At 69.2% G+C, this 21,264-nt stretch carries 21 protein-coding genes; 11 read left to right on the top strand and 10 right to left on the bottom strand.

The features are described 5' to 3' along the window. Window positions 1–17: 17 nt before the first annotated feature. Window positions 18–1,163, bottom strand: coding sequence for an N-acetylglucosamine-6-phosphate deacetylase (gene nagA, locus AC3WLB_RS04750; RefSeq protein ID WP_492503759.1), 1,146 nt, complete (start codon window positions 1,161–1,163; stop codon window positions 18–20). Next, on the bottom strand, window positions 1,160–1,513 hold the full coding sequence (locus AC3WLB_RS04745; RefSeq protein ID WP_492503757.1) for a YrdB family protein: 354 nt from the start codon (window positions 1,511–1,513) through the stop codon (window positions 1,160–1,162). The genes nagA and AC3WLB_RS04745 overlap by 4 nt, the downstream gene beginning before the upstream one ends. A 74-nt stretch (window positions 1,514–1,587) precedes the next feature. Here AC3WLB_RS04745 and AC3WLB_RS04740 point away from each other — a divergent pair, with 74 nt between their 5' ends. The 8 genes from AC3WLB_RS04740 to AC3WLB_RS04705 all read left to right on the top strand — a co-directional run bounded on the left by AC3WLB_RS04740 (window position 1,588) and on the right by AC3WLB_RS04705 (window position 10,629). After that, window positions 1,588–2,742, top strand: coding sequence for an ROK family transcriptional regulator (locus AC3WLB_RS04740; protein ID WP_492503755.1), 1,155 nt, complete (start codon window positions 1,588–1,590; stop codon window positions 2,740–2,742). 85 nt (window positions 2,743–2,827) lie between these two features. After that, window positions 2,828–4,108, top strand: coding sequence for an extracellular solute-binding protein (locus AC3WLB_RS04735; protein WP_492503753.1), 1,281 nt, complete (start codon window positions 2,828–2,830; stop codon window positions 4,106–4,108). Between the two features lie 121 nt (window positions 4,109–4,229). After that, window positions 4,230–5,219 carry a carbohydrate ABC transporter permease gene (locus AC3WLB_RS04730; protein WP_492503751.1) on the top strand — a complete coding sequence of 330 codons (990 nt, stop codon included), beginning with the start codon at window positions 4,230–4,232 and terminating at the stop codon, window positions 5,217–5,219. Continuing rightward, on the top strand, window positions 5,216–6,070 hold the full coding sequence (locus AC3WLB_RS04725; protein ID WP_492503749.1) for a carbohydrate ABC transporter permease: 855 nt from the start codon (window positions 5,216–5,218) through the stop codon (window positions 6,068–6,070). The genes AC3WLB_RS04730 and AC3WLB_RS04725 overlap by 4 nt, the downstream gene beginning before the upstream one ends. Continuing rightward, window positions 6,067–7,584: a beta-N-acetylhexosaminidase gene (nagZ, locus tag AC3WLB_RS04720; RefSeq protein WP_492503747.1), complete on the top strand. Its 1,518-nt coding sequence runs from the start codon at window positions 6,067–6,069 to the stop codon at window positions 7,582–7,584. Before AC3WLB_RS04725 ends, nagZ begins: the two co-directional genes overlap by 4 nt. Continuing rightward, on the top strand, window positions 7,581–8,549 hold the full coding sequence (locus AC3WLB_RS04715; RefSeq protein WP_492503745.1) for an ROK family protein: 969 nt from the start codon (window positions 7,581–7,583) through the stop codon (window positions 8,547–8,549). Before nagZ ends, AC3WLB_RS04715 begins: the two co-directional genes overlap by 4 nt. Beyond that, window positions 8,537–9,325: a glucosamine-6-phosphate deaminase gene (locus AC3WLB_RS04710; RefSeq protein ID WP_492503743.1), complete on the top strand. Its 789-nt coding sequence runs from the start codon at window positions 8,537–8,539 to the stop codon at window positions 9,323–9,325. The genes AC3WLB_RS04715 and AC3WLB_RS04710 overlap by 13 nt, the downstream gene beginning before the upstream one ends. Before the next feature lie 38 nt (window positions 9,326–9,363). After that, window positions 9,364–10,629 carry an alpha/beta hydrolase family protein gene (locus AC3WLB_RS04705; RefSeq protein ID WP_492503741.1) on the top strand — a complete coding sequence of 422 codons (1,266 nt, stop codon included), beginning with the start codon at window positions 9,364–9,366 and terminating at the stop codon, window positions 10,627–10,629. Here AC3WLB_RS04705 and AC3WLB_RS04700 read toward each other — a convergent pair. From AC3WLB_RS04700 to AC3WLB_RS04665, 8 genes are all read right to left on the bottom strand, one after another. Further along, entirely contained in the window at window positions 10,571–11,857 is a 1,287-nt protein-coding gene (locus tag AC3WLB_RS04700) for a type II toxin-antitoxin system HipA family toxin (protein ID WP_492503739.1), read from the bottom strand. The genes AC3WLB_RS04705 and AC3WLB_RS04700 overlap by 59 nt on opposite strands. Further along, entirely contained in the window at window positions 11,850–12,071 is a 222-nt protein-coding gene (locus tag AC3WLB_RS04695) for a helix-turn-helix domain-containing protein (protein WP_022896791.1), read from the bottom strand. Before AC3WLB_RS04695 ends, AC3WLB_RS04700 begins: the two co-directional genes overlap by 8 nt. Before the next feature lie 100 nt (window positions 12,072–12,171). Continuing rightward, window positions 12,172–13,383, bottom strand: a complete 1,212-nt coding sequence (locus AC3WLB_RS04690) for an adenosylhomocysteinase (protein WP_492503736.1) — start codon at window positions 13,381–13,383, stop codon at window positions 12,172–12,174. Next, the gene (locus AC3WLB_RS04685) at window positions 13,373–13,795 is read right to left on the bottom strand and encodes a cytidine deaminase (protein ID WP_492503734.1); all 423 of its coding nucleotides are present in this window, start codon (window positions 13,793–13,795) and stop codon (window positions 13,373–13,375) included. The genes AC3WLB_RS04690 and AC3WLB_RS04685 overlap by 11 nt, the downstream gene beginning before the upstream one ends. Continuing rightward, window positions 13,788–14,897, bottom strand: a complete 1,110-nt coding sequence (locus AC3WLB_RS04680; RefSeq protein ID WP_492503732.1) for an ABC transporter ATP-binding protein — start codon at window positions 14,895–14,897, stop codon at window positions 13,788–13,790. The genes AC3WLB_RS04685 and AC3WLB_RS04680 overlap by 8 nt, the downstream gene beginning before the upstream one ends. A gap of 10 nt (window positions 14,898–14,907) precedes the next feature. Then, window positions 14,908–15,711 (bottom strand): ABC transporter permease, encoded by an 804-nt coding sequence (locus AC3WLB_RS04675; protein WP_492503730.1) that lies wholly within the window; start codon window positions 15,709–15,711, stop codon window positions 14,908–14,910. Further along, complete coding sequence (locus AC3WLB_RS04670; protein WP_492503728.1) at window positions 15,711–16,568, bottom strand: ABC transporter permease; 858 nt, start codon at window positions 16,566–16,568, stop codon at window positions 15,711–15,713. The genes AC3WLB_RS04675 and AC3WLB_RS04670 overlap by 1 nt, the downstream gene beginning before the upstream one ends. A gap of 74 nt (window positions 16,569–16,642) precedes the next feature. Further along, window positions 16,643–17,695: an extracellular solute-binding protein gene (locus AC3WLB_RS04665; RefSeq protein ID WP_492503726.1), complete on the bottom strand. Its 1,053-nt coding sequence runs from the start codon at window positions 17,693–17,695 to the stop codon at window positions 16,643–16,645. A 166-nt stretch (window positions 17,696–17,861) separates the two neighbouring features. Here AC3WLB_RS04665 and AC3WLB_RS04660 point away from each other — a divergent pair, with 166 nt between their 5' ends. From AC3WLB_RS04660 to hydA, 3 genes are all read left to right on the top strand, one after another. Continuing rightward, a complete protein-coding gene (locus AC3WLB_RS04660; protein ID WP_492503724.1) occupies window positions 17,862–18,863 on the top strand; it encodes a LacI family DNA-binding transcriptional regulator in 1,002 nt (333 codons plus the stop codon). A gap of 105 nt (window positions 18,864–18,968) precedes the next feature. Next, the gene (locus tag AC3WLB_RS04655) at window positions 18,969–19,817 is read left to right on the top strand and encodes a nitrilase-related carbon-nitrogen hydrolase (RefSeq protein ID WP_492503722.1); all 849 of its coding nucleotides are present in this window, start codon (window positions 18,969–18,971) and stop codon (window positions 19,815–19,817) included. Continuing rightward, window positions 19,814–21,253, top strand: coding sequence for a dihydropyrimidinase (gene hydA / locus AC3WLB_RS04650; protein ID WP_492503720.1), 1,440 nt, complete (start codon window positions 19,814–19,816; stop codon window positions 21,251–21,253). Before AC3WLB_RS04655 ends, hydA begins: the two co-directional genes overlap by 4 nt. The last annotated feature ends 11 nt before the right edge of the window (window positions 21,254–21,264 follow it).

Raw genomic sequence — 21,264 nt, 5'->3', positions numbered from 1 at the left:
AAGGCGGAAGGGGTGGGTCAGAGGGGGCGGCCGGCGGCGTAGACGCGCTGCACGGTCCAGTCGGCGTCGAGGAGCACGGCGTCGGCGGCGTAGCCGGGGCGGAGGTAGCCGAACTCGTCGTCGCGGCGGATGGCCCGGGCCGGGTTCGCGGTGAGCGCCGCCACCGCGAGCACCGGGTCGACGCCCGACGCACCGACCGCCCAGCGCAGTGCCGCGTCTTGGGTGAGGGTCGAGCCGGCGATCGTCGAGGTGCCCGAGAGCAGCGCCCGACCCTCGGTGACGGAAACGTTGAGCGTGCCCAGGCGGTAGTGCCCGTCGGCCGAGCCGGCGGCGGCCATCGCATCCGTCACGAGCACGATGCGCTCGGGCGCGATGCGGAACGCGAGCTTCACGACCTCCGGATGCACGTGGAACCCGTCGACGATGAGCTCCAACGCCACCCGCGGGTCGTCGAACGCGGCCACCACCGGGCCGGGTTCGCGGTGCCGGATGCCCGCCATCGCGTTGAAGGCGTGCGTCAGCAGTGTGGCGCCGTGCTCGAACGCCTCGCGGGCGAGCTCGAGGTCGGCCGCGGTGTGCCCGACCGCCACCACGACGCCCGCCGCGGTGAACGCGTCGATCGCGTCGAGCGCTCCGGGGAGCTCGGGCGCGATCGTGATCTGCACGAGCCGCCCCCGCCCGCGCGCCACCATCAGCGCCACCTCGTCGGGCGTGGGGGAGTGCAGGAACTCGGGGTTGTGGGCGCCCCGGTGGTTGCGCGCGAGGAACGGCCCCTCGAGGTGCGCGCCGAGCACGAGCGGGTCGGTGTCGGCGAGGCTCGCCACCGTCTCGAGCCCGACGAGGAGCGACGGCACCGGGTTCGCCACGAGGGAGACGACCGAGCGGGTGGTGCCGTGCGTACGGTGCAGCGCCAGTGCGGCCCGGATCGACTCCGTGCCGTCGTCGAACGAATACCCGCCGCCGCCGTGGGAGTGGATGTCGATGAACCCGGGCGTCAGCCACAGCCCGACGGCGTCGACCACCTCGGTCTCGGCTGCGAGGTGCGAGCGCCAGCCGTCGCCTGAACCGGTGGCCTGGATGCGGTCACCGGCCGTCAGCATCCAGAAGTCGTCGACCACGCCGTCGGCATCGACCTTGCGGCCGCCGTGCAGCAGGAGGCTCACCCGAACTCCTTGCGCCCCGCGATCACTCCCGAGACGACGGCGACGACGCCGAACACGAGCGCGACGATCGGCTGGCCGAGCATCAACCAGGCCAGCGCCGCCGAGCCCATGACGACGATCTCGACCAGGGCTTTGCCGAAGGCGTCGATGTGGATGACCGCGCGCGGCGACCGGAACACCGCCCAGACCACGATCGCGAACAGCGGTGTCGCGATGCCGAAGGCGATGTTCCAGGGGAACGGCCAGGCCACGAAGCCCCAGAACGCGAAGGTGAAGAACGCGAACAGCTCGACGACGAACCGGACGACATCGTTGACGCCGAGCCGGCTGTCAGGGGGAGCTTCTGCCACCCACCCATCGTACTGACCCCCGAGGCGAGAAGGGGTCTTGCGCGTGGGTATGTTTGTACGCTTTACTAACAAACATGACGACGACGCGAGTGGCGGGGACAGGCTTCGCTCGTGGGCGGGCGCTCCGCCCCAGCGCGAAAGTGCTGCCCGAGCACGCCCGGGGGCACAACCGCTCGCTCGTGCTGCAGAGCCTCTACCGCGAGGGCGGCCGCAGCCGCGCCGACATCGCCCGCGAGACCGGCCTCACCCGCGTGACGGTGAGCGCCCTGGTCGCCGAGTTGATCGCCGACGGGCTGGTGGTCGAGCTCGGCCAGCGCGAAGAGACGCGGCCGGGAAAGCCCGCCACCCTGCTCGACCTCGACCGCAGCGCCTTCGTGATCGTGGGCCTCGACCTCTCCGAGCACGCCACCTTCTCGGGCGCCCTGCTCGACCTCGACGGCAGCATCAGCGCCCGCGCCGAGGTGGCGCTCGCCGGCAGCACCGGCGACGACGCCGTGCAGAAGGTGATCGCGCTCGCCCAGCAGCTCGTCGACCAGGCCGCGGCACCCATTCTCGGCATCGGCGTGGGCTCGCCCGGTGTGGTCGACCTCGCCGGGGTGGTGTTGAGCGCCCCGAACCTCGGCTGGAACGGGATGCCCCTGCAGAGCATCCTGAGCGAACGCTTCGGGCTGCCCGTGCTCGTCGCCAACGACGCCAACGCCGCCGTGCTCGCCGAGCACAGCTTCGGCGGCGCCGACAGCGACGCGATGCTGATCAAGATCGGCCACGGTGTCGGCGCGGGGCTCCTGCTGGGCGGCACCCCGCTGTTCGGCAGTCGCTTCGCCGCGGGCGAGATCGGCCATGTCGTCGTCGGCACCGACGGGGGCGCCGTCTGCGCCTGCGGCAAGCGGGGCTGCCTCGAGACGTGGCTCAGCATCCCGAACCTCATCGTCCGGCTCGAGGGTGAGGAGGACGCCGCGCGAACGGCCGTCCTCCAGGAGGCGGGGGAGCGCCTCGGCATCGCCCTCGCGCCGGTGGTGGGTGCGCTCGACCTCAGCGAGGTCATCCTGAGCGGCCCCACCGACCTGCTCGACGGACCGCTCATGGCGGCCACCGTCGAGACCCTGCGCAGTCGCACCATGCCCGAGTTCCACGGGTCGCTGACGCTGCGCATGACGACGCTCGGGCAGGACATCGTCCTGCGCGGGGCCGCCGTCATGGTCCTCTCGGGCCAGCTCGGGGTCTCGTAGCCCCGCGCCGCACCACCAGCACCACCGCACCACACGAACAGCATCACCGAGAAGCAATCCATCGCCCTAGGAAAGGTAGAACACCATGAGGAAGACGACCCTCGCCGTCACCGCCCTCGGCATCACGGCGGCACTCGCGCTCGCCGGGTGCGCCGGCGGCAGCTCGTCGGGCGGCAGCACCGACGCTGCCGACGGCGCCGACATCCGCGTGTGGCTGAACGGCACCGACACCCCGGATGCCGCCCGCGAGTACCTGAAGACCACCTTCGAGAGCGAGCACCCGGGTTCGACGCTCACCATCGAGGAGCAGAGCTGGACGGGCCTCGTCGACAAGCTCACCACCAACCTCTCGGGCTCGGACAGCCCCGACGTGGTCGAGGTCGGCAACACGCAGGCCGCGGCCTTCACCTCGGCGGGTGCGTTCCTGCCGCTCGACGACGTGTACGAGGAGCTGGGCGGGGACGACCTGCTGCCCGGCTTCGTCGAGGCGGGCAGCTACGACGGCACCTTCTACGCGGCGCCCTACTACTCCGGCGCCCGCCTGGTCTTCTACAAGAAGGACCTCCTGGCGAACGCGGGGCTCACCGTTCCCACCACGCTCGACCAGTACGTCTCCAACGGCATCGCGCTCGCGCAGGCCAACCCGGGAGTCTCGGGCATCTACTTCCCCGGTCAGGACTGGTACAACGCGCTGCCCTACATCTGGGAGGCCGGCGGCGAGATCGCCACGCAGGACGGCGACACCTGGACGTCGAGCTTCTCGAGCCCCGAGTCCATCGCCGGCCTGAAGCAGGTGCAGGAGGTCATGACGAAGGCCTCGGTGGCGCCGAAGGACGGCAACGAGACCGACCCGCAGGTGCCGTTCTGCGAGGGTGCCGTCGCGAACCTCAGCGCCCCGAGCTGGGTGAAGGGCTCCATCCTGGCCCCGGCCGACGCCGAAGCCCCGGGCTGCCCCGACCAGGAGGCCAACCTCGGCGTCTACGCGCTCCCGGGTAAGGACGGCGGCGCCGCCCACGTCTTCGCCGGCGGCTCGAACATCGCCGTCGCCGCCAAGTCGGCCCACCCCGACCTGGCGACGGATGCACTGAAGATCATGCTGAGCGACGACTACCAGACCATCCTCGGTGAGAACGGCCTGGTTCCGGCGAAGCTCTCGCTGGCCTCCACCCTCGGCACCGACGACGTGGCGAAGGCCATCGCCGAGGCCGCGGCCAACGCCAAGCTCACCCCGGCGTCGCCGAAGTGGGCCGATGTCGAGGCCTCAGGAGCGCTGCAGGACTTCTTCGTCTCGATCGCCCAGGGCGGCGACGTGGAGCAGCTCGCGAAGGCGCTCGACGAGAAGATCGACGGCATCCTCAACTCGTAGCGTCTGAACTCGTCAGGCAGAACGGACGGTGGCCGTGCGCGAACACGGCCACCGTCAGCCCGAGTGCCCATCGCCCTAGGAAGGTGGTCGGCACATCGCAATCGTAACGGGAGGACCCCGGATGACCTCGCCTGTGACCTTGATCAGGGAGCACGAGTCGGGTGGGCTGCAGGAGCTGCCGCCCGAGCTCGGCCCGCGGAGCAAGCGCCTGCAACGCCGCACGCGCGCCGGCCGCTTCACCCCGGGCGTGCTGTTGTTGCCCGCACTCCTCATCCTCGCCGTGGTGATCGGCTGGCCGCTCATCCAGCTGTTCGTCATGTCGTTCCAGGAGTTCGGCCGCGCCCAGGTGTTCGGCCAGCCGGCACCGTTCGTGGGCTTCGACAACTACGCGCACGTGCTGAGCGACCCCCAGTTCTGGGCCGTGCTCGGCCGCAGCGTGCTGTTCTGCGCCGCCAACGTGGTGACCGCGATGGTGCTCGGCACCCTCGTGGCCCTCCTCATGCACCGCGTCAACCGCTTCTTCAAGGTGCTCGTCAGCGTCGGGCTCCTGCTGGCCTGGGCGATGCCCGCCCTCACGGCCACGATTGTGTGGGGCTGGATGTTCGACACCCAGTACGGCGTGGTCAACTACTTGCTCGAGGCCGTGTCCGGCCAGGACTTCACGAACCACTCCTGGCTGATCGACCCGTTCTCGTTCTTCGTGGTGGCGACCATCATCGTCACCTGGGGCGCCGTGCCGTTCGTGGCGTTCACCATCTTCGCGGGGCTCACCCAGGTTCCCGACGAGGTGCTCGAGGCCTCCCAACTCGACGGCGCGGGGGCCTGGCAGCGCTTCCGCCTCATAGTCTTCCCCTACCTGCGGAGCATCTTCGTGGTGGTGATCATCCTGCAGGTCATCTGGGACCTGCGCGTCTTCACCCAGATCTTCGCCCTGCAGGGCATCGGCGGCATCAAGGAGCAGACCTCCACGCTCGGCGTGTACATCTACCAGACCTCGCTCGGCAAGGGCGATTACGGCACGGGCGGCGCGATCGCCGTGATCATGGTGGTGCTCATGGTGGGCATCTCGATCTTCTACGTGCGCCGCAGCCTCAAGGAGGAGGAATCATGAGCGCCGCCCGCACCCGCAAGCGCACCACGGGCATCCTGCTCGGCATCGCCTCGGTCGTCGTCTTCCTCTGCTCGGTGTTCCCGGTGTACTGGATGGTCAACACCTCCCTGCAGCCGAACAACGAGATCCGCGGCACCGTGCCGAAATTCGTGCCGCAGCACCTCACCACGGCGAACTACGAGACGGTCATCTTCGATCCGGGTCGCGCACCCTTCCTGCCGGCCCTCGGCAACTCGCTCATGGTCACCGTCTCGACCGTGATCATCGCACTCGTCTTCGCGTTCCTCGCCTCGCTCGCCGTCACCCGCTACCGCTTCAAGAGCCGCAAGACGTTCATCTTCGCTATCCTGATCATCCAGATGATCCCGGCCGAGGCCATGATCGTGTCGACCTACCGCGTGCTCGACGGCTGGGGGCTGCTCAACACCATCGCGGGACTCACCCTGGTGTATGTCGCGACCGTGCTGCCGTTCACCATCTGGACGCTGCGCGGCTTCGTGAACGGCGTGCCGGTCGAGCTCGAGGAGTCGGCGATGATCGACGGCTGCTCGCGCACCGGCGCGTTCTGGCGCATCACCTTCCCGTTGCTCGCGCCCGGGCTCGTCGCCACCGGGGTGTTCGGGTTCATCCAGGCCTGGAACGAGTTCCTCCTGGCCCTCGTGGTGAACTCCCGGCCTGAGATGATGACGCTGCCGGTGTGGCTGCGCACCTTCCAGCAGGTCACCGGCACCACGAACTGGGCCGCGATCATGGCGGGTTCGACCCTCATGGCGATCCCGGTGATCGTGTTCTTCCTGATCGTGCAGGGGCGCATGACCTCGGGCCTCGTCAGCGGGGCGGTGAAGGGATGAGCCGGCGCGACGTCCTCGGCACCCTCCTGCCCGGATTCACCGGCCCGACCCTGCCCGCGTGGGTGGAACGGATGCTCGCTGAGGGCCTCGCGGGCGTGTGCCTGTTCGGCGAGAACATCACCTCGGTGGAGCAGCTGCGCTCGCTCACCGGGGCGATCCGGGCCGCGAATCCGGATGCCCTGATCGCCATCGACGAAGAGGGCGGCGACGTCACCCGGCTGTACTACGACCGCGGGTCGCCCTTCCCCGGCAACGCCGTGCTCGGGCGGCTCGACGACCTCGACGCCACCCGGGCGGTGGGCACCGCGGTGGGAGCAGAACTCCGCGCCGTGGGCGTGAACCTCGACTTCGCACCCGACGTCGACGTCAACTCGAACCCGCGCAACCCGGTGATCGGCATCCGGAGCTTCGGCAGTTCGCCCGAACTCGTGGCCCGGCACGGCGCCGCCTGGGTCGAGGGACTGCAAGGGCAGGGCGTCGCGGCGAGCATCAAGCACTTCCCGGGGCACGGCGACACGGCGCAGGACTCGCACCTCGCGCTGCCCACGGTCGACGTCGCGCCGGCGACGCTGCGCGCGCGGGAACTGCTGCCCTTCGCCGCGGCCGTGCAGGCGGGAGCGCTCACCGTGATGACGAGCCACATCCTGCTGCCGCAACTCGACCCCGCGAATCCCGCGACCTTCTCGTCGATCGCGCTGCAGGGCATCCTGCGGGGCGAGTTTGGCTTCGACGGCGTGATCGTGAGCGACGCCCTCGACATGGCCGGCGCGAGCGGCTCGATCGGCATCCCGGCGGCCGCCGTTCGCGCGCTCGCCGCGGGCTGCGACCTGCTCTGCATCGGCACGAAGAACACCGAGGCGCAGCTCGAGCAGATCGTCGCCCGCGTGTCGGCCGCGCTCGACGAGGGGGAACTCCCAGCCGCCCGTCTCGCCGACGCGACCGTGCGTCTGCGCCGACTCGTGGGGCGCATCCGCGACGCCGAACATGCGAACGAGGTCGCGCCAAGTGCTGCCTCCCTGCCCGCCGAACGACACTTGGCGCTACCCGGCGAGCCCGGAGGGCCGGGGGTGCCGGATGCGGAGCGGATCGCGTCCACCTTCGACATCGAGCCGGGGGCGCGAGCCGCGCTGCAGGGAGCCGGCTGGGTGGTGATGCGCGTGGACACTGTGGCGAACATCGCGGTGGGCGAGGTGCCGTGGGGGCCCTTCCGGGCGCTCGCTGAATCGGGGCCCGTGCTGCCGGTGATCGAGATCACGGAGGAGGACTGGGCCGAGCGGTCCGGGCATATTCCGCTCGAGGCATCCGTTCTGGTGATCGGCAAGGACAATGAGCGGAGGCCATGGGTGGTGGCACTCGTCGACGCGCTGCGCGAGCGGCACGAACGGGTGGTGACGGTCGACATGGGCTGGCCGGGCGATGACGCCGCCTCCGCGCAGATCGCGACCCATGGTGCTTCGGCGGCGGTCGGCGCAGCCCTGGCGGCCTTCCTCGTCGAGAGCGGGGTGCGCGCATGAGGCTCGGACTCGACATCGGCGGAACGAAGACGGATGCGGTGGCCGTCGACCACACGGGAGTCATCGTCGACCGGGTGCGGCTCGCCACCGGTTTCGGGCCGGAGGCCGTGATCGCCACGGCGCTGGAGGGGGTGGCGCGGATCGCGGAGATCACCGGCGTTCCCGTGCCGGAGTTCGAATCGATCGGCATCGGCATCCCGGGCCAGGTCGACGTGACCACGGGGAGCGTGTGGCACGCGGTGAACCTCGGCTTCGACGAGCTCGATGTCGGGCGGCGGCTCGGCGAGGCCCTGGGCCGCGACGTGAAGGTCGAGAACGACGTGAAGGCGGCCGCGCTCGGCGCCTACCACCTCATGACGGTGGCCGGCCCTGGCCCGGCGGCGCGGTCGATCGCGTACCTCAACCTCGGCACCGGGCTCGCCGCGGGACTCGTGATCGACGGCCGGCTATGGCGCGGGGCCAGGGGTGCTGCCGGGGAGATCGGGCACATCCCGGTCGACCCGAACGGCGTGCTCTGCGCCTGCGGGCAACGCGGATGCCTGGAGACCGTGGCCTCCGGGTCGGCGATCGCGCGGCAATGGGTGAGCGACGACCCCATCCCGGCACGGTCGCTGCTGGCCGCGGCCGAGGCGGGCGACGCGGAGGCCGTGGCCATCCGCTCCCTCCTCATCGACAACATCGCCGCCGCCGTGCGGGTGCTGGTGCTCACCGTCGACGTGGAGGTGGTGATGATCGGCGGCGGGCTCAGCAACCTCGGCGAGTGGCTGCTCGACGAGGTGCGCCGGGTTCTGACATCCTGGGCGGTGGAGTCGCCGTTCCTGGCCTCGCTCGGTCTCGACGCCCGGGTGCAGCTGGTGCCGGTCGATTTTCCGGCGGCAGCCGTGGGCGCCGCCCTCGTCGGCGCCCCCACGGGGGCCGGCGCCGTTCCGCAGAACCAGGAAGAGGTCGCCGCGTGGCAGAAGTGATCGTCGTCGGCAGTCAGGAAGCCGCCGGGGCCCTCGTGGCCGAAGCGATCGAACGACTGGTGACGACGAAACCGGATGCGGTGCTGGGCCTCGCGACCGGAGACACGCCGCTGCCGGTCTACCGCGCTCTCGCCGAGCGGGTGCAGGCCGGCCTCGACCTCTCCGGCGTGCGGGGATTCGCGCTCGACGAGTACGTGGGCATCCCTGTCGCGCATCCGGAGAGCTATCACTCGGTCATCGACCGCGAGGTGGTTCAGCCCCTCCGGCTGCGGCCGGGCGCGGTGCACGTGCCGGACGGCCGCTCGCTCGGCATCGAGACGGCGGGGGAGCGGTACGAGGCGGCCATCCGGGCGGCCGGCGGGGTCGACCTGCAGATCCTCGGCGTGGGCACCGACGGACACATCGGCTTCAACGAGCCGGGCTCGTCGTTCGCGTCGCTCACCCGGGTGAAGACGCTGACGCGCCAGACCCGCGAAGACAACGCGCGCTTCTTCGACTCGGTCGACGAGGTACCGATCCACAGCATCACCCAGGGCCTCGGCACGATCCTGCGCGCCGAGCGGCTCGTGCTGCTCGCCTTCGGGGCGGTCAAGGCGCATGCGGTGGCCGCCGCCGTCGAGGGGCCGCTGACGGCCAGCGTGCCCGCATCCGCCATCCAACTGCATCCGCGGGCCACCGTCGTGGTCGACGAGGAGGCGGCGAGCATGCTCGCCGAGCTCGACTACTACCTCGATGCGTTCGCGAACAAGCCCACCTGGGACCCGGTCATCGTCTGACCATTCCCTCCGGGCGCGCGGGTCGGCAGACTGGGGGCATGGTGAAAGCATCGGAGACCTTCACGTCGGGGTTCTCGGCGAACCCCGACTACGATTTCGAGATCCGCTGCGTGCTGGGGCTGGCGTACTCGGGCGCATCCGACACCGGCGAGGTGCTGGCGGCGGTGCAGGGCATCGGCAAGAACGATCACGAGAAGTGGTTCGCCGCCTGGCACGACCTCGGCGACCGCGTGACCGGCATCGCGGACGCCGCGGATGCGGCCGGCCACCACGAGAGCGCGGCCTCGGCCTACCTGCGCGCATCGGCCTACTACGGTGTGGCCGTGAACGCCGTGGCGGCGCTCGACTCCTCCGACCAGCTGCTGCCGACCTTCACGAAGCAGCGCCGGGCGTGGGAGCGGTTCGTCGCCACCACGTCGGTGGATGCGCGGAGCGTCGAGATCCCGTACGAGGGCACGACGCTCCCGGGCTACTACTTCCGGAGCGCGGCGGAGGGGGACGCGCATCCGCTGCTCGTGGTGGTGAACGGCAGCGACGGCTCGCTCGCGGCCCTGTGGGGGAGCGCCGTCTCGGGTGCGCTCAGACGCGGCTACGACGCCCTCGTGTTCGACGGTCCGGGCCAGCAGTCGATGCTGTTCGAGCGCGGCACGACCTTCCGGCCCGACTGGGAGGCGGTGCTCACCCCGGTGCTCGACTTCGTGCTCGGGCACGGTGGGGTGGATGCCGACCGGGTGGCCGTGTACGGCATCAGCCAGGCGGGCTACTGGGTGCCGCGCGCGCTGGCGTTCGAGCACCGGTTCGCGGCCGCCATCGCCGACCCGGGGGTGGTGAACGTCTCCACGTCGTGGACGTCGCACCTGCCGAAGAGCCTGCTGAAGCTGCTCGACGAGAAGAGCGACGCGAAGTTCGACCGCGAGATGGCGCTCGGCTTGAAGCTCGCGCCCGGCACGGCACGCACGTGGACCTTCCGGGCCCGGCCCTACGGCGGGGGCGGTTACGCCGAGACGATCGAGGCGGTCCGCGCCTACGACCTCACCGCGGTCGCTGCCGCCATCACCACGCCGCTGCTCATCACGGAGCCCGAAGACGAGCAGTTCTGGCCCGGCCAGTCCCGGCAACTCGCCGATCTCGCCCCCGCCGTCTCGACCGTCGTGCCGTTCACCGCGGCCGAGGGCGCCAACTTCCACTGCCAGCCCCTCGCCCGCGCCCTCACCGAGCAGCGCATGTTCGACTGGCTCGACGAGGTCATCGGGGTTGGGGCGACCCGATCCGCTTCTGCGCCATCAGAGGGATCACCGAGCTGATCCGGGCCGCCCTGCCGCCGCCCAGGTTCTTGGCCTGCTCGCGGATGTAGCCAGGGATGTGCGCCGCGATCGAGGAATGCGCCTGTACCGTTCGAGTAGCTTCGATGATTCGCTCTAGCGTGTCATCGACGACCTCCGTAGCGCGTGACTGCGTCAGGCCCCACGCCACCGCTTCAGCGACGAGGTCGCCTCGGGTGATGTCGGGTTGGTGCCAGCGTCCGTTCACGCGCATCGAGAGCGCTTGGGTCGCGCCGTAGGCCAGCGCGAGCGGGGCGGCGTCGTAGAACGGCGCAAGAGACGTGCCACCGTCTTCGTCGTGGAGGAGCGAGAAGTTCTTGGCGTGCGCGTCGGTGTTCCCGGCCGCCACGTTGAGTGTGGTGTACCGCAGGAGTTTCTCCGTGTCGGGCAGGGCGGGCGCGAACACCGTGCGGCCAGGGTCGAGCAGGGCGGCAACGGATGCGAGCGACGCTCGGGCGTCATTCTGCTCGAACTTCTCGTTCCCACCCCAGGGGAGCCCGATCGCCTGCCCGGTATCCTCCTGGTGCACGCGTCGTATCTCCGAGCCGACGTGTCGCCGGTCGTACCGCTCGACCACGATCACGGCGCGCGGGCCGATCTCCTCCACCCAGGTCTCGAACGGCGAGAGACCGATCTCGCGCGCCACCGACAGTGTGAAGTGCTCGCTCTCGACGGCTGCCCGGTCATCGAGCGGGACGGGCTTGAGGATGTGGGTCGACGGCACCGACCCGTTCCCACGCACCCATCGGCCGTCAACGCGCGTGAGGGTCAGCTTGCGCTGGAATCCCGGCAGCGCAGACCCGCCGCCTCCGACCAGGAAGCCGGATGCGCCGGCCAGCAGCTGATCGATCTGGTCGTTCGACAAGCTCTCCGGCTCTCGAGCGGCGCGCGGATCACCGATCTGCAGGGCGCCGGCCAGGTCGGCACCCACGTGGGCCAGGAGCCCGAGGAGATCGTTGGCGGACACCTTGGCGTCCGCAGCGAGGCGCTCGAGATGCCGCCCCTCCGGCAGCAAGCCGCCGAAGAACGACGCCGTCTGAGCCGCCGACGAGAAGCCGACCCGCAGTGAGCGGCTGAGCGCGGCCGAGTTCAGGCTCCAGCGCTCTTCGGCCTCGGGCGACCAGCGGAACACGGCCCTTCCGGCGCGGGCGGCGGTCAGTTCGCCGAGATGGGTGCCGTGCAGACGCACCGGGAGGTCGCGGTCAACCATCCGTCGTCTCAGCCGTCAAGCGGATGCCGAGCAACCCGAGCAGCCGGAAGTAACGGTCGTCGGCCGTTTTCGGCTTGCCGGCCTCGAGCTCATAGACATACCGCTGTGAGGTGCCGAGCCGCTCGGCCAGTTCGCGCTGACTCAGGCCGTACTTGGTGCGGAGCCGCTTGACGACGTTGCCCAAGTCCTGCGGCGAAGCGATCGCTGCGCGCATCCGATGCCTCCACTCGACTACGTATCGGTAGTCATCCTACTCGTGACTACCGAAGCGTAGTCAATGTCGGATGAATACGCTTCGGTAGTCGGCGGAGAGGTCAGGCGGCGGGGGTGGTGAGCGCTGCGGCGGTGCCCTCGACCGGGGCGGCGCTCGTGCGCAGCGCCACGAAGGCGTTCGCCACGCTCGCGTCGATCGAGCGCGGAACGGGGACCAGCGTGTCGGTGCGGAGGCCGCCGCCGGTGGCGATGTGCTCGAGCGAGCGGGCCTGCAACGCGAAGCCGATGTCCATCGACTCGATCGAGTTGCCCAGCGGCCGGGGGCCCGAGAGGTTCAGCATGTGCCCGTGGTTGATCAGGTTCACGATGCGCCCGTCGTCGAGGTGCAACGCCGACAGTCCTGACTCGAAGGTCTCGGCGCCGGTCACCTCGGCCGCGGTCTCGATCTCCGGGCTGATCTCCCACGGGAAGTGGCCGGCATTGCCGAGCACCACGCCGTCGCGGAACAGCGGGAGGTCGTCGACCGTCAGGATCGACGGCGCGCCGGTCACGGTCACGATCGCGTCGGCGGAAGAGATCGCCTCAGCCCGGTCGGTCACGATGAATCCGTCGAGCAGGGCCTGCAGGCGGCGCACGGGGTCGTTCTCGACCACGGTGACGAGCGCGTTGGCCGAGCGGAAGTTGGCGGCCACACCCTGGCCGCAGGCGCCGTAGCCGAACACGGTCACCCGCTTGCCGTTGGTGGAGAGGTTCGTGATGCGCATGAACGACTCGAAGACGCTCTGCCCCACCGCGTGCAGGTTCTCGGCGAACTGCTTGATCGGGCTGTCGTTGATGACGTAGATCGGTACGGTGAGCCGGTCGCGCACCGGCATCAGCCGCATCCGCCCCGATGTCGTCTCCTCGGTGCCGCCGAGCAGGCCCGGATACGGTGCATCCAGGTAGGCGTCGAAGAGCTCGCCGCCGTTGTCGAGGATGAGGTCGGGCTGCCCCGCCACCAGCTCGCGGATGAAGCCGCGGTGCACCTCGGCGTCGCGGGTCTGGTGGCCCACGATGGTGACCCCGTTGGCCGCCAGGAAGTCGGTGGTCTCGGTCTGCGTGGAGTTGAGGTTTCCGGTGGCGGTGACGGTCGCTCCGCCGCGGCGGAGCGTCAGCAGGAGCGACGCCGTCTTCGGTTCGAGGTGGATGCCCGTGGCGATCCGGAGGCCGGCGAACGGCCGGGTCGCTTCGAACTCGTCACCGATGGCGGTGAGCAGGCGGGTGTTGCGGATGACCCAGTCGAGTCGGCTGAGGGTCTGCTGTTCAGTGGTCACGGGGGTCGATGCCTTTTGTTTCGGGGCCGTACGGCCGGGGGTAGATGGTGCCCATGGTCAGGAGTTCGACGGGCTCGTCGAGCGGCGCGCTGATGACGACCACGTCGGGGTCGCCGCCGCAGAACTCCCAGATCACCTGCCGGCACTCGGCGCAGGGGACGCCGGAGTACGGGCCCACCACGGTCACGGCCACGATCCGGCGCCCGCCGGCCGCGGCCATCGCTGCGACCGCGGTGCGCTCGGCGTGCATCGACTGCTGCAGCGTGACGGTCTCGACGTTGCAGCCGCTGAAGATGCGGCCGTCCGCGTCGAGCACGGCAGAGCCCACGAGATGCTGGGAGTAGGGGGAGTAGGCGTTCTGCCGGGCCGCGGTCGCGGCTTCGACGAGTCGTTCGATCGTGTTCTCATCCATTGTTCGCTCCGGAGATCTCGAGGGGTCGTGCGGCGGCCTCGCCGTCCGCCGGCACCGGGTGACCGGATGCGGGGACGACGATCGCGCGATCGGCGTGCAGGTGGAGGTCGATCGTGCTGCCCGTGACGAAGTCGGCGCCGCCCGCCGGGATCGACACGATTCCTTCGTCGCCGGTGGGCAGCGCGATACGGGCCTTGACCACTCCACCGGCATACCCGCTGGCGAGGACGCGTGCGGTCAGCCGGATCTCGTTGGCCTGCCCGCTCGGTGCGAGGCTGATCGCGTGCGGCCGCCAGAGCACCCGCACCCGGCCGGCCGGGAGCGGCGGGGCGGCGATCGGCAGCGCACCGAGTGCGCCGGCGACGACGTCGCTACCCGTCCACTCCGCGGAGAGCGCGAGCGACTCGCCCACGAAGTCGGCCACGAAATCGGTGGCGGGCTCGTCGTAGATCTCCCGCGGGGTGCCGACCTGCTCCACCCGGCCCTGGCTGAACACCACGATGCGGTCGCTCATGGTCAGCGCCTCCTCCTGGTCGTGCGTCACGTAGATCACGGTGACGCCGAGCCGTTCGTGCAGCGCCTTGATCTCGAGCTGCATGAACTCGCGCAGGCGACGGTCCAGCGCGCCGAGCGGTTCGTCCATGACGAGCAGGGCCGGCTCGAACACGAGTGCGCGAGCGATGGCGACGCGCTGCTGCTGGCCGCCCGACAGCGAATCGGGGCGGCGGCGCTCGTAGCCGGCGAGCTCGACGAGAGCCAGTGCATCCGCCACCCGCCTCGCCCGCTCGGCGGCGGGCACCTTGCGCATCTTCAACGGGAAGGCCACGTTCTGCCCGACGCTCAGGTGCGGGAAGAGGGAGTAGTTCTGGAAGACGACACCGATGTTCCGCCGCTCCGGGGCGACCGCGGTGACGTCGTCGCCGTCGAAGGTGATCTGGCCCGAGCTCGGCGCTTCGAACCCCGCGATCATCTTGAGCGTGGTGGTCTTGCCCGAGCCCGACGGGCCGAGCATCGAGATGAACTCGCCCTTCTCGATGGTGAGGTCGATCCCTTCGACCGCGACGGCTTTGCCGTAAGCCTTCGTGACGTTCCGCAGAGTCACGGATGTGGCATCAATCGCCAACGTTTCGTCTCCTTCCGCGCAGCAGCACGATGATCATGATGAGGATGGTGATGAGAAGCAGGATGGTGGCGATGGCGGCCACCGTCGGGTCGACGCGCTCGCGCAGCTGGTCCCACATCACCACCGGGAGGGTCTTGAAGCCCGGGTCGGTGAGGTAGAGCGCGACGACCACCTCGTCCCACGACGTCACGAAGGCGAAGAGCATGCCCGAGACCACGCCGGGCACCGCCAGGGGCAGCAGGATGCGTGTGATGACGGTGGCCGGTGACGCCCCCAGGCTCCGCGCCGCGTCAGCCGCGGCGGGGTTGATCTGCGCCACCGACGCCATCACCGTGACCACGACGAACGGGGTGACGAGCATGGTGTGCGCCGCGACGAGACCCCAGAACCCCGTCAGGTCGAACTGGGCGTAGGTCACGTACATGCCGATGGCGACGACCATCGGGGGCACGATCACCGGTGAGACGAGCAGCGCGAGCACGATGCCCTGCCCCCGCCATTTGCGGAAGCCGAGCGCGATGCCGGCGGGCGTGCCGATGAGGGCGGCGAACACCGCGGTGGTCAGAGCGACGGCGAAGCTGTTGCCCATCGACCGCGTCCACTGCGGGTCGTCGATGAAGTTCTGGTACCAGGCGAGGCTGAACCCGGTCGGGGGGAAGGTGAGGATCTCGCTCGGACTGAAGCTCATCGGAATGACGACGAGCGAGGGCAGCAGGAGCAGCACGACGATGAGCACGGTGGGGATGATCCACCACCGTCGTCGCACGCTGAGGCCCGACCGCGTCTGGTCCATCAGTTCTCCTTTCGGGAGAGGAACGCACGGGCCAGCACGCCCCAGCCTGCTGCGAGCAGCACGACCACGGCGATCAGCACGAGGGTGGCCAGCGCTCCGGCGGTGCCCCAGTCGCCGCGTTGTTGCACGGCGTTCTCGATCAGCACCGCGATCGGCTGGTCGGCGGGCCCGCCGAGGAGCACGGGAGTGATGTAGTAGCCCACCGCGAGGATGAAGGTGAGCACCGCTCCGGCAGCCGTGCCCGGCGCGGTGAGGGGCACGAAGACCCGCCAGAACGTGGCGGTGGGCCCGGCGCCGAGGCTGCGGGAGGCGCTGAGCAGGCTGGTGTCGACCCGCCCCATCGCCGCCCAGCACGGGAGGATGACGAACGGCAGCAGGATCTGGGTCATGCCCACCGTCACGGCGAACGAGGTTCGGAGCAACGGGATCGGCTCGTCGATGAGCCCGACGCCGATGAGCAGCTGGTTGACGATCCCGGTGTCGCGGAGGATCACGGTCCAGGCGAAGCTGCGCACCAGGAGGCTGGTCCAGAACGGCAGCAGGGCCGCGAAGAGGAGGAAGACGCGCCAGCCCGGGCGGGACTTGTACATCGCGTAGGCGTAGAAGTAGCCGATGACGACGGCGAGCACCGTCACCACCAACGCGGTGCGGAAGGTGTTGCCGGCGTACTGCAGCGAGACCGGGTCGGTGAGCACCCGGGCGTAGTTGGCGAGGCCGGCGTCGGGCGGGTAGGTGAAGCTGCGAACGACCACTGTTCCGAGCGGGATCAGGAAGAAGATCGCAAGGAGGGTCAGCAGCGGCATCACCAGCAGCGGACTGGCGGCCGACCGTCCGTCTCGTACTCGCGCGGTAGCCATGTCGAGCCTTTCGGTGGTGGAGGAGGAAGCGGATGGTTCGGGTGGGCCGGCGCGGCCCACCCGAACCGGTGCGGCTACTGGGCGCGCCAGGCCTGGTAGGCGCTGTCGATGTCGGCCGAGTTCTCGGCGATCCACTCGTCGGCGAAGCTGGCCGAGCCCTCGAGGTGCGAGGTGGGCAGGTCGGGCTCCATCGTGGGGTCGGCGGTGGCCTTCGTGTTCGAGGGAGCGAGGGGGCTGAACTGCGAGGGGGCGCCGTTGTGGTCGGCGCTCACCGCGAAGGCGATCAGCTGCTGGGCGCCCTGGAGGTTCTTGGTGCCCTTCGGGATCGACAGGTACGACGCGGCGAGGATCTGCTGGTCGAAGGTGTAGTCGACCGGCAGCTTGAGGTTGACCTTCGCGTCGTAGGCGCGGGCGTTGTAGGTCATCACCATGGCGACCTCGCCGCTGCCGACGATCTCCTCCGACTCCGAACCGCTCTGCCAGAAGACCAGCTGGTCTTTGATGGTGTCGAGCTTCTTGATGGCACGCGGGATGTCGAGCGGGTAGAGGTCGTCGGGCGCGACCCCGTCGGCGAGCAGGGCGATCTCGAACAGGCCGCCGAGCGAGTAGTCCATGACCCCGCGCTTGCCCGGGTACTTCGCCAGGTCGAAGAAGTCGGCCCAGCCGGTCGGGGCGGTGGTGACCGAGTCGGTGTTGTAGGCCAGCACGATGCTGTAGATCGTGTTCGCGACCCGGTAGTCGGAGGAGTACCCCTCGAGGATCTCGTCCTTCGGGATGAGCGAGTAGTCGAGCGGCTCGAGGTACGCGGCGTCAGCGCTGGTACCCCAGGTGTTGTCGCCGTTGTACACGTCCCAGACCACGCGGTTCGCGTCGACCATCGAGCGGAGCTTGGCGTTGTCGGTGCCGGACTCGATGGTGACCTCGGTGCCCGTGTCCTCGGTGAACGGGTTGAGGATGCCCTGCTTCATCGCCTCCTGGTAGGCGCCGCCGCCGTCGACCCAGACGATGGGGCCGGATGCGGCTGACGACGACGAGGTGTCGCCGCCCGAGCTGCACGCGGCGAGCGTGACGGCGGTGGCGGCGGCCAGAAGGGCGACGAGGGTTCGGCGCTTGGTGGTCTGTGACATGGGGGTCCGTTTCTCGTGGGGTGGAGAGAGGAACTGCTGTAGGGACTCGGAATTTCGGGTAAGTCATACGAATGACTTGCGCTGATGGTAGAAGTAATTCGTCATACTCGTCAATGACCAACGCAAAAATCGTTACACGCCGGAAACCCAAGCACCCAGGGGAGACATGAGTTCTCAGCGCCGCTCGGTGACGAGCGAAGACGTGGCGCGGCACGCCGGTGTCTCGCAATCGGCGGTGTCGCTCGTCATCTCCGGCAAGGCCGGAACGCGGGTGTCGGCGGCGACCGCCGAACGCATCCGCCAGTCCGCCGCCGAGCTCGGCTATTCGCCGAACCATGCCGCGGTGATGCTGCGCACCGGGGTCGCCCCGACCCTCGCGCTGGCTGTGCCCACGGTGACCCAGCCGTTCTTCTCGTCGGTGCTGGTGGCGGCGGAACGGCGGGCACGGGCATCCGGCCACTCGATGATCCTGCTCGACAGCGGAAGCGACGAGCAGTGGGTCGCGCGGCTGTCGTCGATGCTCCGGGGCGGGGTGCTCGCCGGTGCGATCGCGTTCGCGCCGACGGAACCCGAGGCGCGCACCCTTGCCGACACGGGGTTCTCGGTGGTGCTCGCCGACATCGAGCTGGCGGGCGCGACGAGCATCCGCTTCGATTTCTCGCACGGGGCGGAACAGGCCGCTGCGCATCTGGCCGAGCTGGGGCACGAGCGCATCGCCTATCTCGCCGCGGGCAGCGAGCGCGACACGTATCGGCTCCGGCTGCAGGCCTTCAGCACCGAGGTGGCGGCGCGGGGCGGCGAGGTGGTGGTGATCGAGCAGAGCGCGTCGCTCGAGTTCGACGACGCCCTCGACGCGGCGACCCGGTTGCTCGCGGGCGGGGTGGACTTCTCGGCGGTGATGTGCGACGACGACCTGCTCGCGGCGGCGATGGTGAAGGCGGCGGGTGCCGGCCGGGTGCCGGAGTCGCTGTCGGTGATCGGGGTGGGCGACATCGAGCTGTCGCGCATGCTGACGCCCGAGCTGACGACGGTCGAGTTGTCGGCCGCCGCGATCGGTGCGGGAGCGGTCGACCTCATTCTGGAGGGCGGCGCCGACGCAGGCACCGTGCAGGTGTCGATCCCGTCCCGGCTCGTCGTGCGTGGCTCCACCGGGCCTGCCCGGCACTGACGCAGCTGTTACCTGCCGGAAACACTGGGTCTTTATTTCCGGGAAGTCTTACGTATAACCTGCTCGATGAGACACATCATTCGAAGCAGCAGGGAGGTAAGGGCCGTGGCGGTAGTGCGCGCAGCGATCACTCAGACGACGTGGACCGGTGACAAGGAGTCGATGCTCGACAGGCATGAGCAGTTCATGCGGGATGCGGCGGCGCAGGGTGCGCAGGTGATCTGTTTCCAGGAACTGTTCTACGGCCCCTACTTCGGCATCACGCAGGACAAGAAGTACTACCGGTACGCGGAGCCGGCTGACGGCCCGATCGTGCAGCGCTTCGCGGCGCTGGCGAAAGAGCTGGGCATGGTGACGATCCTCCCGATCTACGAGGAGGAGCAGACCGGCGTCTACTACAACACCGCGGTGATCGTGGATGCCGATGGGAGCGTTGTGGGCAAGTACCGCAAGCACCACATCCCGCATCTCGACCGGTTCTGGGAGAAGTTCTACTTCCGCCCCGGCAACCTCGGCTACCCCGTGTTCGACACGGCGGTGGGCAAGATCGGTGTGCACATCTGTTACGACCGGCACTTCCCGGAGGGCTGGCGGGAGCTGGGTCTGAACGGCGCCGAGATCGTCTTCAACCCCAACGCCTCCAAGCCCGGACTCTCGAACCGGCTGTGGGAGCTCGAGGGGCCTGCGGCGGCCGGTGCGAACCAGTACTTCGTGCTCGTGCCGAACCGGGTGGGTCGTGAGGACAACGAGTACGGCGAACTCGCCGTCGATTTCTACGGCACGAGCTACGTGGTCGACCCGCGCGGCAACTACGTCGGCGAGCTCGGGTCTTCGGAGACCGAGGAACTGCTCATCCGAGACCTGGACCTGGACCTCATCCGCGACACGCGTGACGACTGGCAGTTCTACCGGGATCGCCGGCCCGACGCGTACGGGGAGATCGTCGCGCCGTGAAGACGCTCATCACGGGTGGGACGGTCGTGAACGCGACGGGCACGGCGCAGGCCGACGTGCTGCTGGATGGCGACACGATCGCGGCGGTCCTCGCGCCGGGTTCGACACTGTTGGGCTTCGATGTCGCGGGCAACGTCGACGAGGTGGTGGATGCGACGGGGAAGTACGTGATTCCTGGCGGGATCGATGCGCACACCCACATGGAGATGCCGTTCGGTGGCACGTTCGCGTCGGACACGTTCGAGACGGGCACGCGGGCGGCGGCGCATGGCGGCACGACCAGCATCATCGATTTCGTGGTGCAGTACGCGGGCGAGAACATCCTCGACCAGTACCAATTGTGGCACGAGAAAGCCGCGGGCAACTGCGCCATCGACTACGGCTTCCACCAGATCCTCTCCGACGTTCAGGACTCGTCCCTGACGGCGATGGATGAGCTGATCAACGAGGGTGTCACGAGCTTCAAGCTGTTCATGGCTTACAAGGGGGTGTTCCTCTCGGATGACGGTCAGATCGTGAAGGCGATGCAGAAGGGTGCCCAGAACGGTGCGCTGATGATGATGCACGCCGAGAACGGTTCGGTCATCGATCTGCTGGTGCAGCAGCACATCGCCCGCGGCGAGACGACGCCGTTCTACCACGGGGTGTCGCGCCCCTGGCAGGCCGAGGAAGAAGCCACGCACCGCGCGATCATGCTCGCCAACCTCACCGGCGCCCCTCTCTACATCGTGCACGTCAGCGCGAAAGAAGCACTCGCGCAGATCACCCAGGCGAGGGATACCGGCCAGAACGTGTTCGCCGAGACCTGCCCCCAATACCTGTACCTCTCCCTCGAGGACCAGCTCGGCGCGAGCAGCCCGGAGTGGGGGGATTTCGAGGGGGCGAAGTGGGTGTGTTCGACTCCGTTGCGGTCCAAGCACGAGGGCCACCAGCATCACATGTGGCAGGGGTTGCGCACGAACGATCTGCAGGTGATCTCGACCGATCACTGCCCGTTCTGCATGAAGGGCCAGAAAGACATGGGCCTGGGCGATTTCTCGAAGATCCCGAACGGCATCGGCTCGGTCGAGCACCGCATGGACCTCATCTACCAGGGCGTCGTGATGGGCGAGATCACACTGCCCCGCTGGGTGGAACTGACAAGCACCACGCCGGCGCGGATGTTCGGGGTGTACGGCAAGAAGGGTGTCATCCAGCCCGGCGCCGACGCCGACGTCGTGATCTACGACCCCAACGGCCACACCTCCATCGGTGTCGGCGAGGGCCGCACCCATCACATGAACATGGACTACTCCGCCTGGGAGGGCTACGAGATCGACGGCCACGTCGACACCGTCTTCTCCCGCGGTCGCAAGATCGTCGACGACAACACCTACCTCGGCCGCAAGGGCGACGGCGCGTACTTCAAACGCAGCCTCAGCCAATACCTGATCTGAAGAGAGAACCC

It is taken from the genome of Herbiconiux sp. FW305-C-125 (assembly GCF_058783455.1).
The sequence above is the reverse complement of the archived record's forward strand: the minus strand, read 5'-3'. Positions and strand labels throughout refer to the sequence as shown.

Coding starts and splice junctions, on each gene's coding strand:
- AC3WLB_RS04740 (WP_492503755.1), top strand. CDS start 1,588: ATGACGACGACGCGAGTGGCGGGGACAGGCTTCGCTCGTGGGCGGGCG.
- AC3WLB_RS04735 (WP_492503753.1), top strand. CDS start 2,828: ATGAGGAAGACGACCCTCGCCGTCACCGCCCTCGGCATCACGGCGGCA.
- AC3WLB_RS04730 (WP_492503751.1), top strand. CDS start 4,230: ATGACCTCGCCTGTGACCTTGATCAGGGAGCACGAGTCGGGTGGGCTG.
- AC3WLB_RS04725 (WP_492503749.1), top strand. CDS start 5,216: ATGAGCGCCGCCCGCACCCGCAAGCGCACCACGGGCATCCTGCTCGGC.
- nagZ (WP_492503747.1), top strand. CDS start 6,067: ATGAGCCGGCGCGACGTCCTCGGCACCCTCCTGCCCGGATTCACCGGC.
- AC3WLB_RS04715 (WP_492503745.1), top strand. CDS start 7,581: ATGAGGCTCGGACTCGACATCGGCGGAACGAAGACGGATGCGGTGGCC.
- AC3WLB_RS04705 (WP_492503741.1), top strand. CDS start 9,364: ATGGTGAAAGCATCGGAGACCTTCACGTCGGGGTTCTCGGCGAACCCC.
- AC3WLB_RS04700 (WP_492503739.1), bottom strand. CDS start 11,857: ATGGTTGACCGCGACCTCCCGGTGCGTCTGCACGGCACCCATCTCGGC.
- AC3WLB_RS04695 (WP_022896791.1), bottom strand. CDS start 12,071: ATGCGCGCAGCGATCGCTTCGCCGCAGGACTTGGGCAACGTCGTCAAG.
- AC3WLB_RS04685 (WP_492503734.1), bottom strand. CDS start 13,795: ATGGATGAGAACACGATCGAACGACTCGTCGAAGCCGCGACCGCGGCC.
- AC3WLB_RS04675 (WP_492503730.1), bottom strand. CDS start 15,711: ATGGACCAGACGCGGTCGGGCCTCAGCGTGCGACGACGGTGGTGGATC.
- AC3WLB_RS04670 (WP_492503728.1), bottom strand. CDS start 16,568: ATGGCTACCGCGCGAGTACGAGACGGACGGTCGGCCGCCAGTCCGCTG.
- AC3WLB_RS04665 (WP_492503726.1), bottom strand. CDS start 17,695: ATGTCACAGACCACCAAGCGCCGAACCCTCGTCGCCCTTCTGGCCGCC.
- AC3WLB_RS04660 (WP_492503724.1), top strand. CDS start 17,862: ATGAGTTCTCAGCGCCGCTCGGTGACGAGCGAAGACGTGGCGCGGCAC.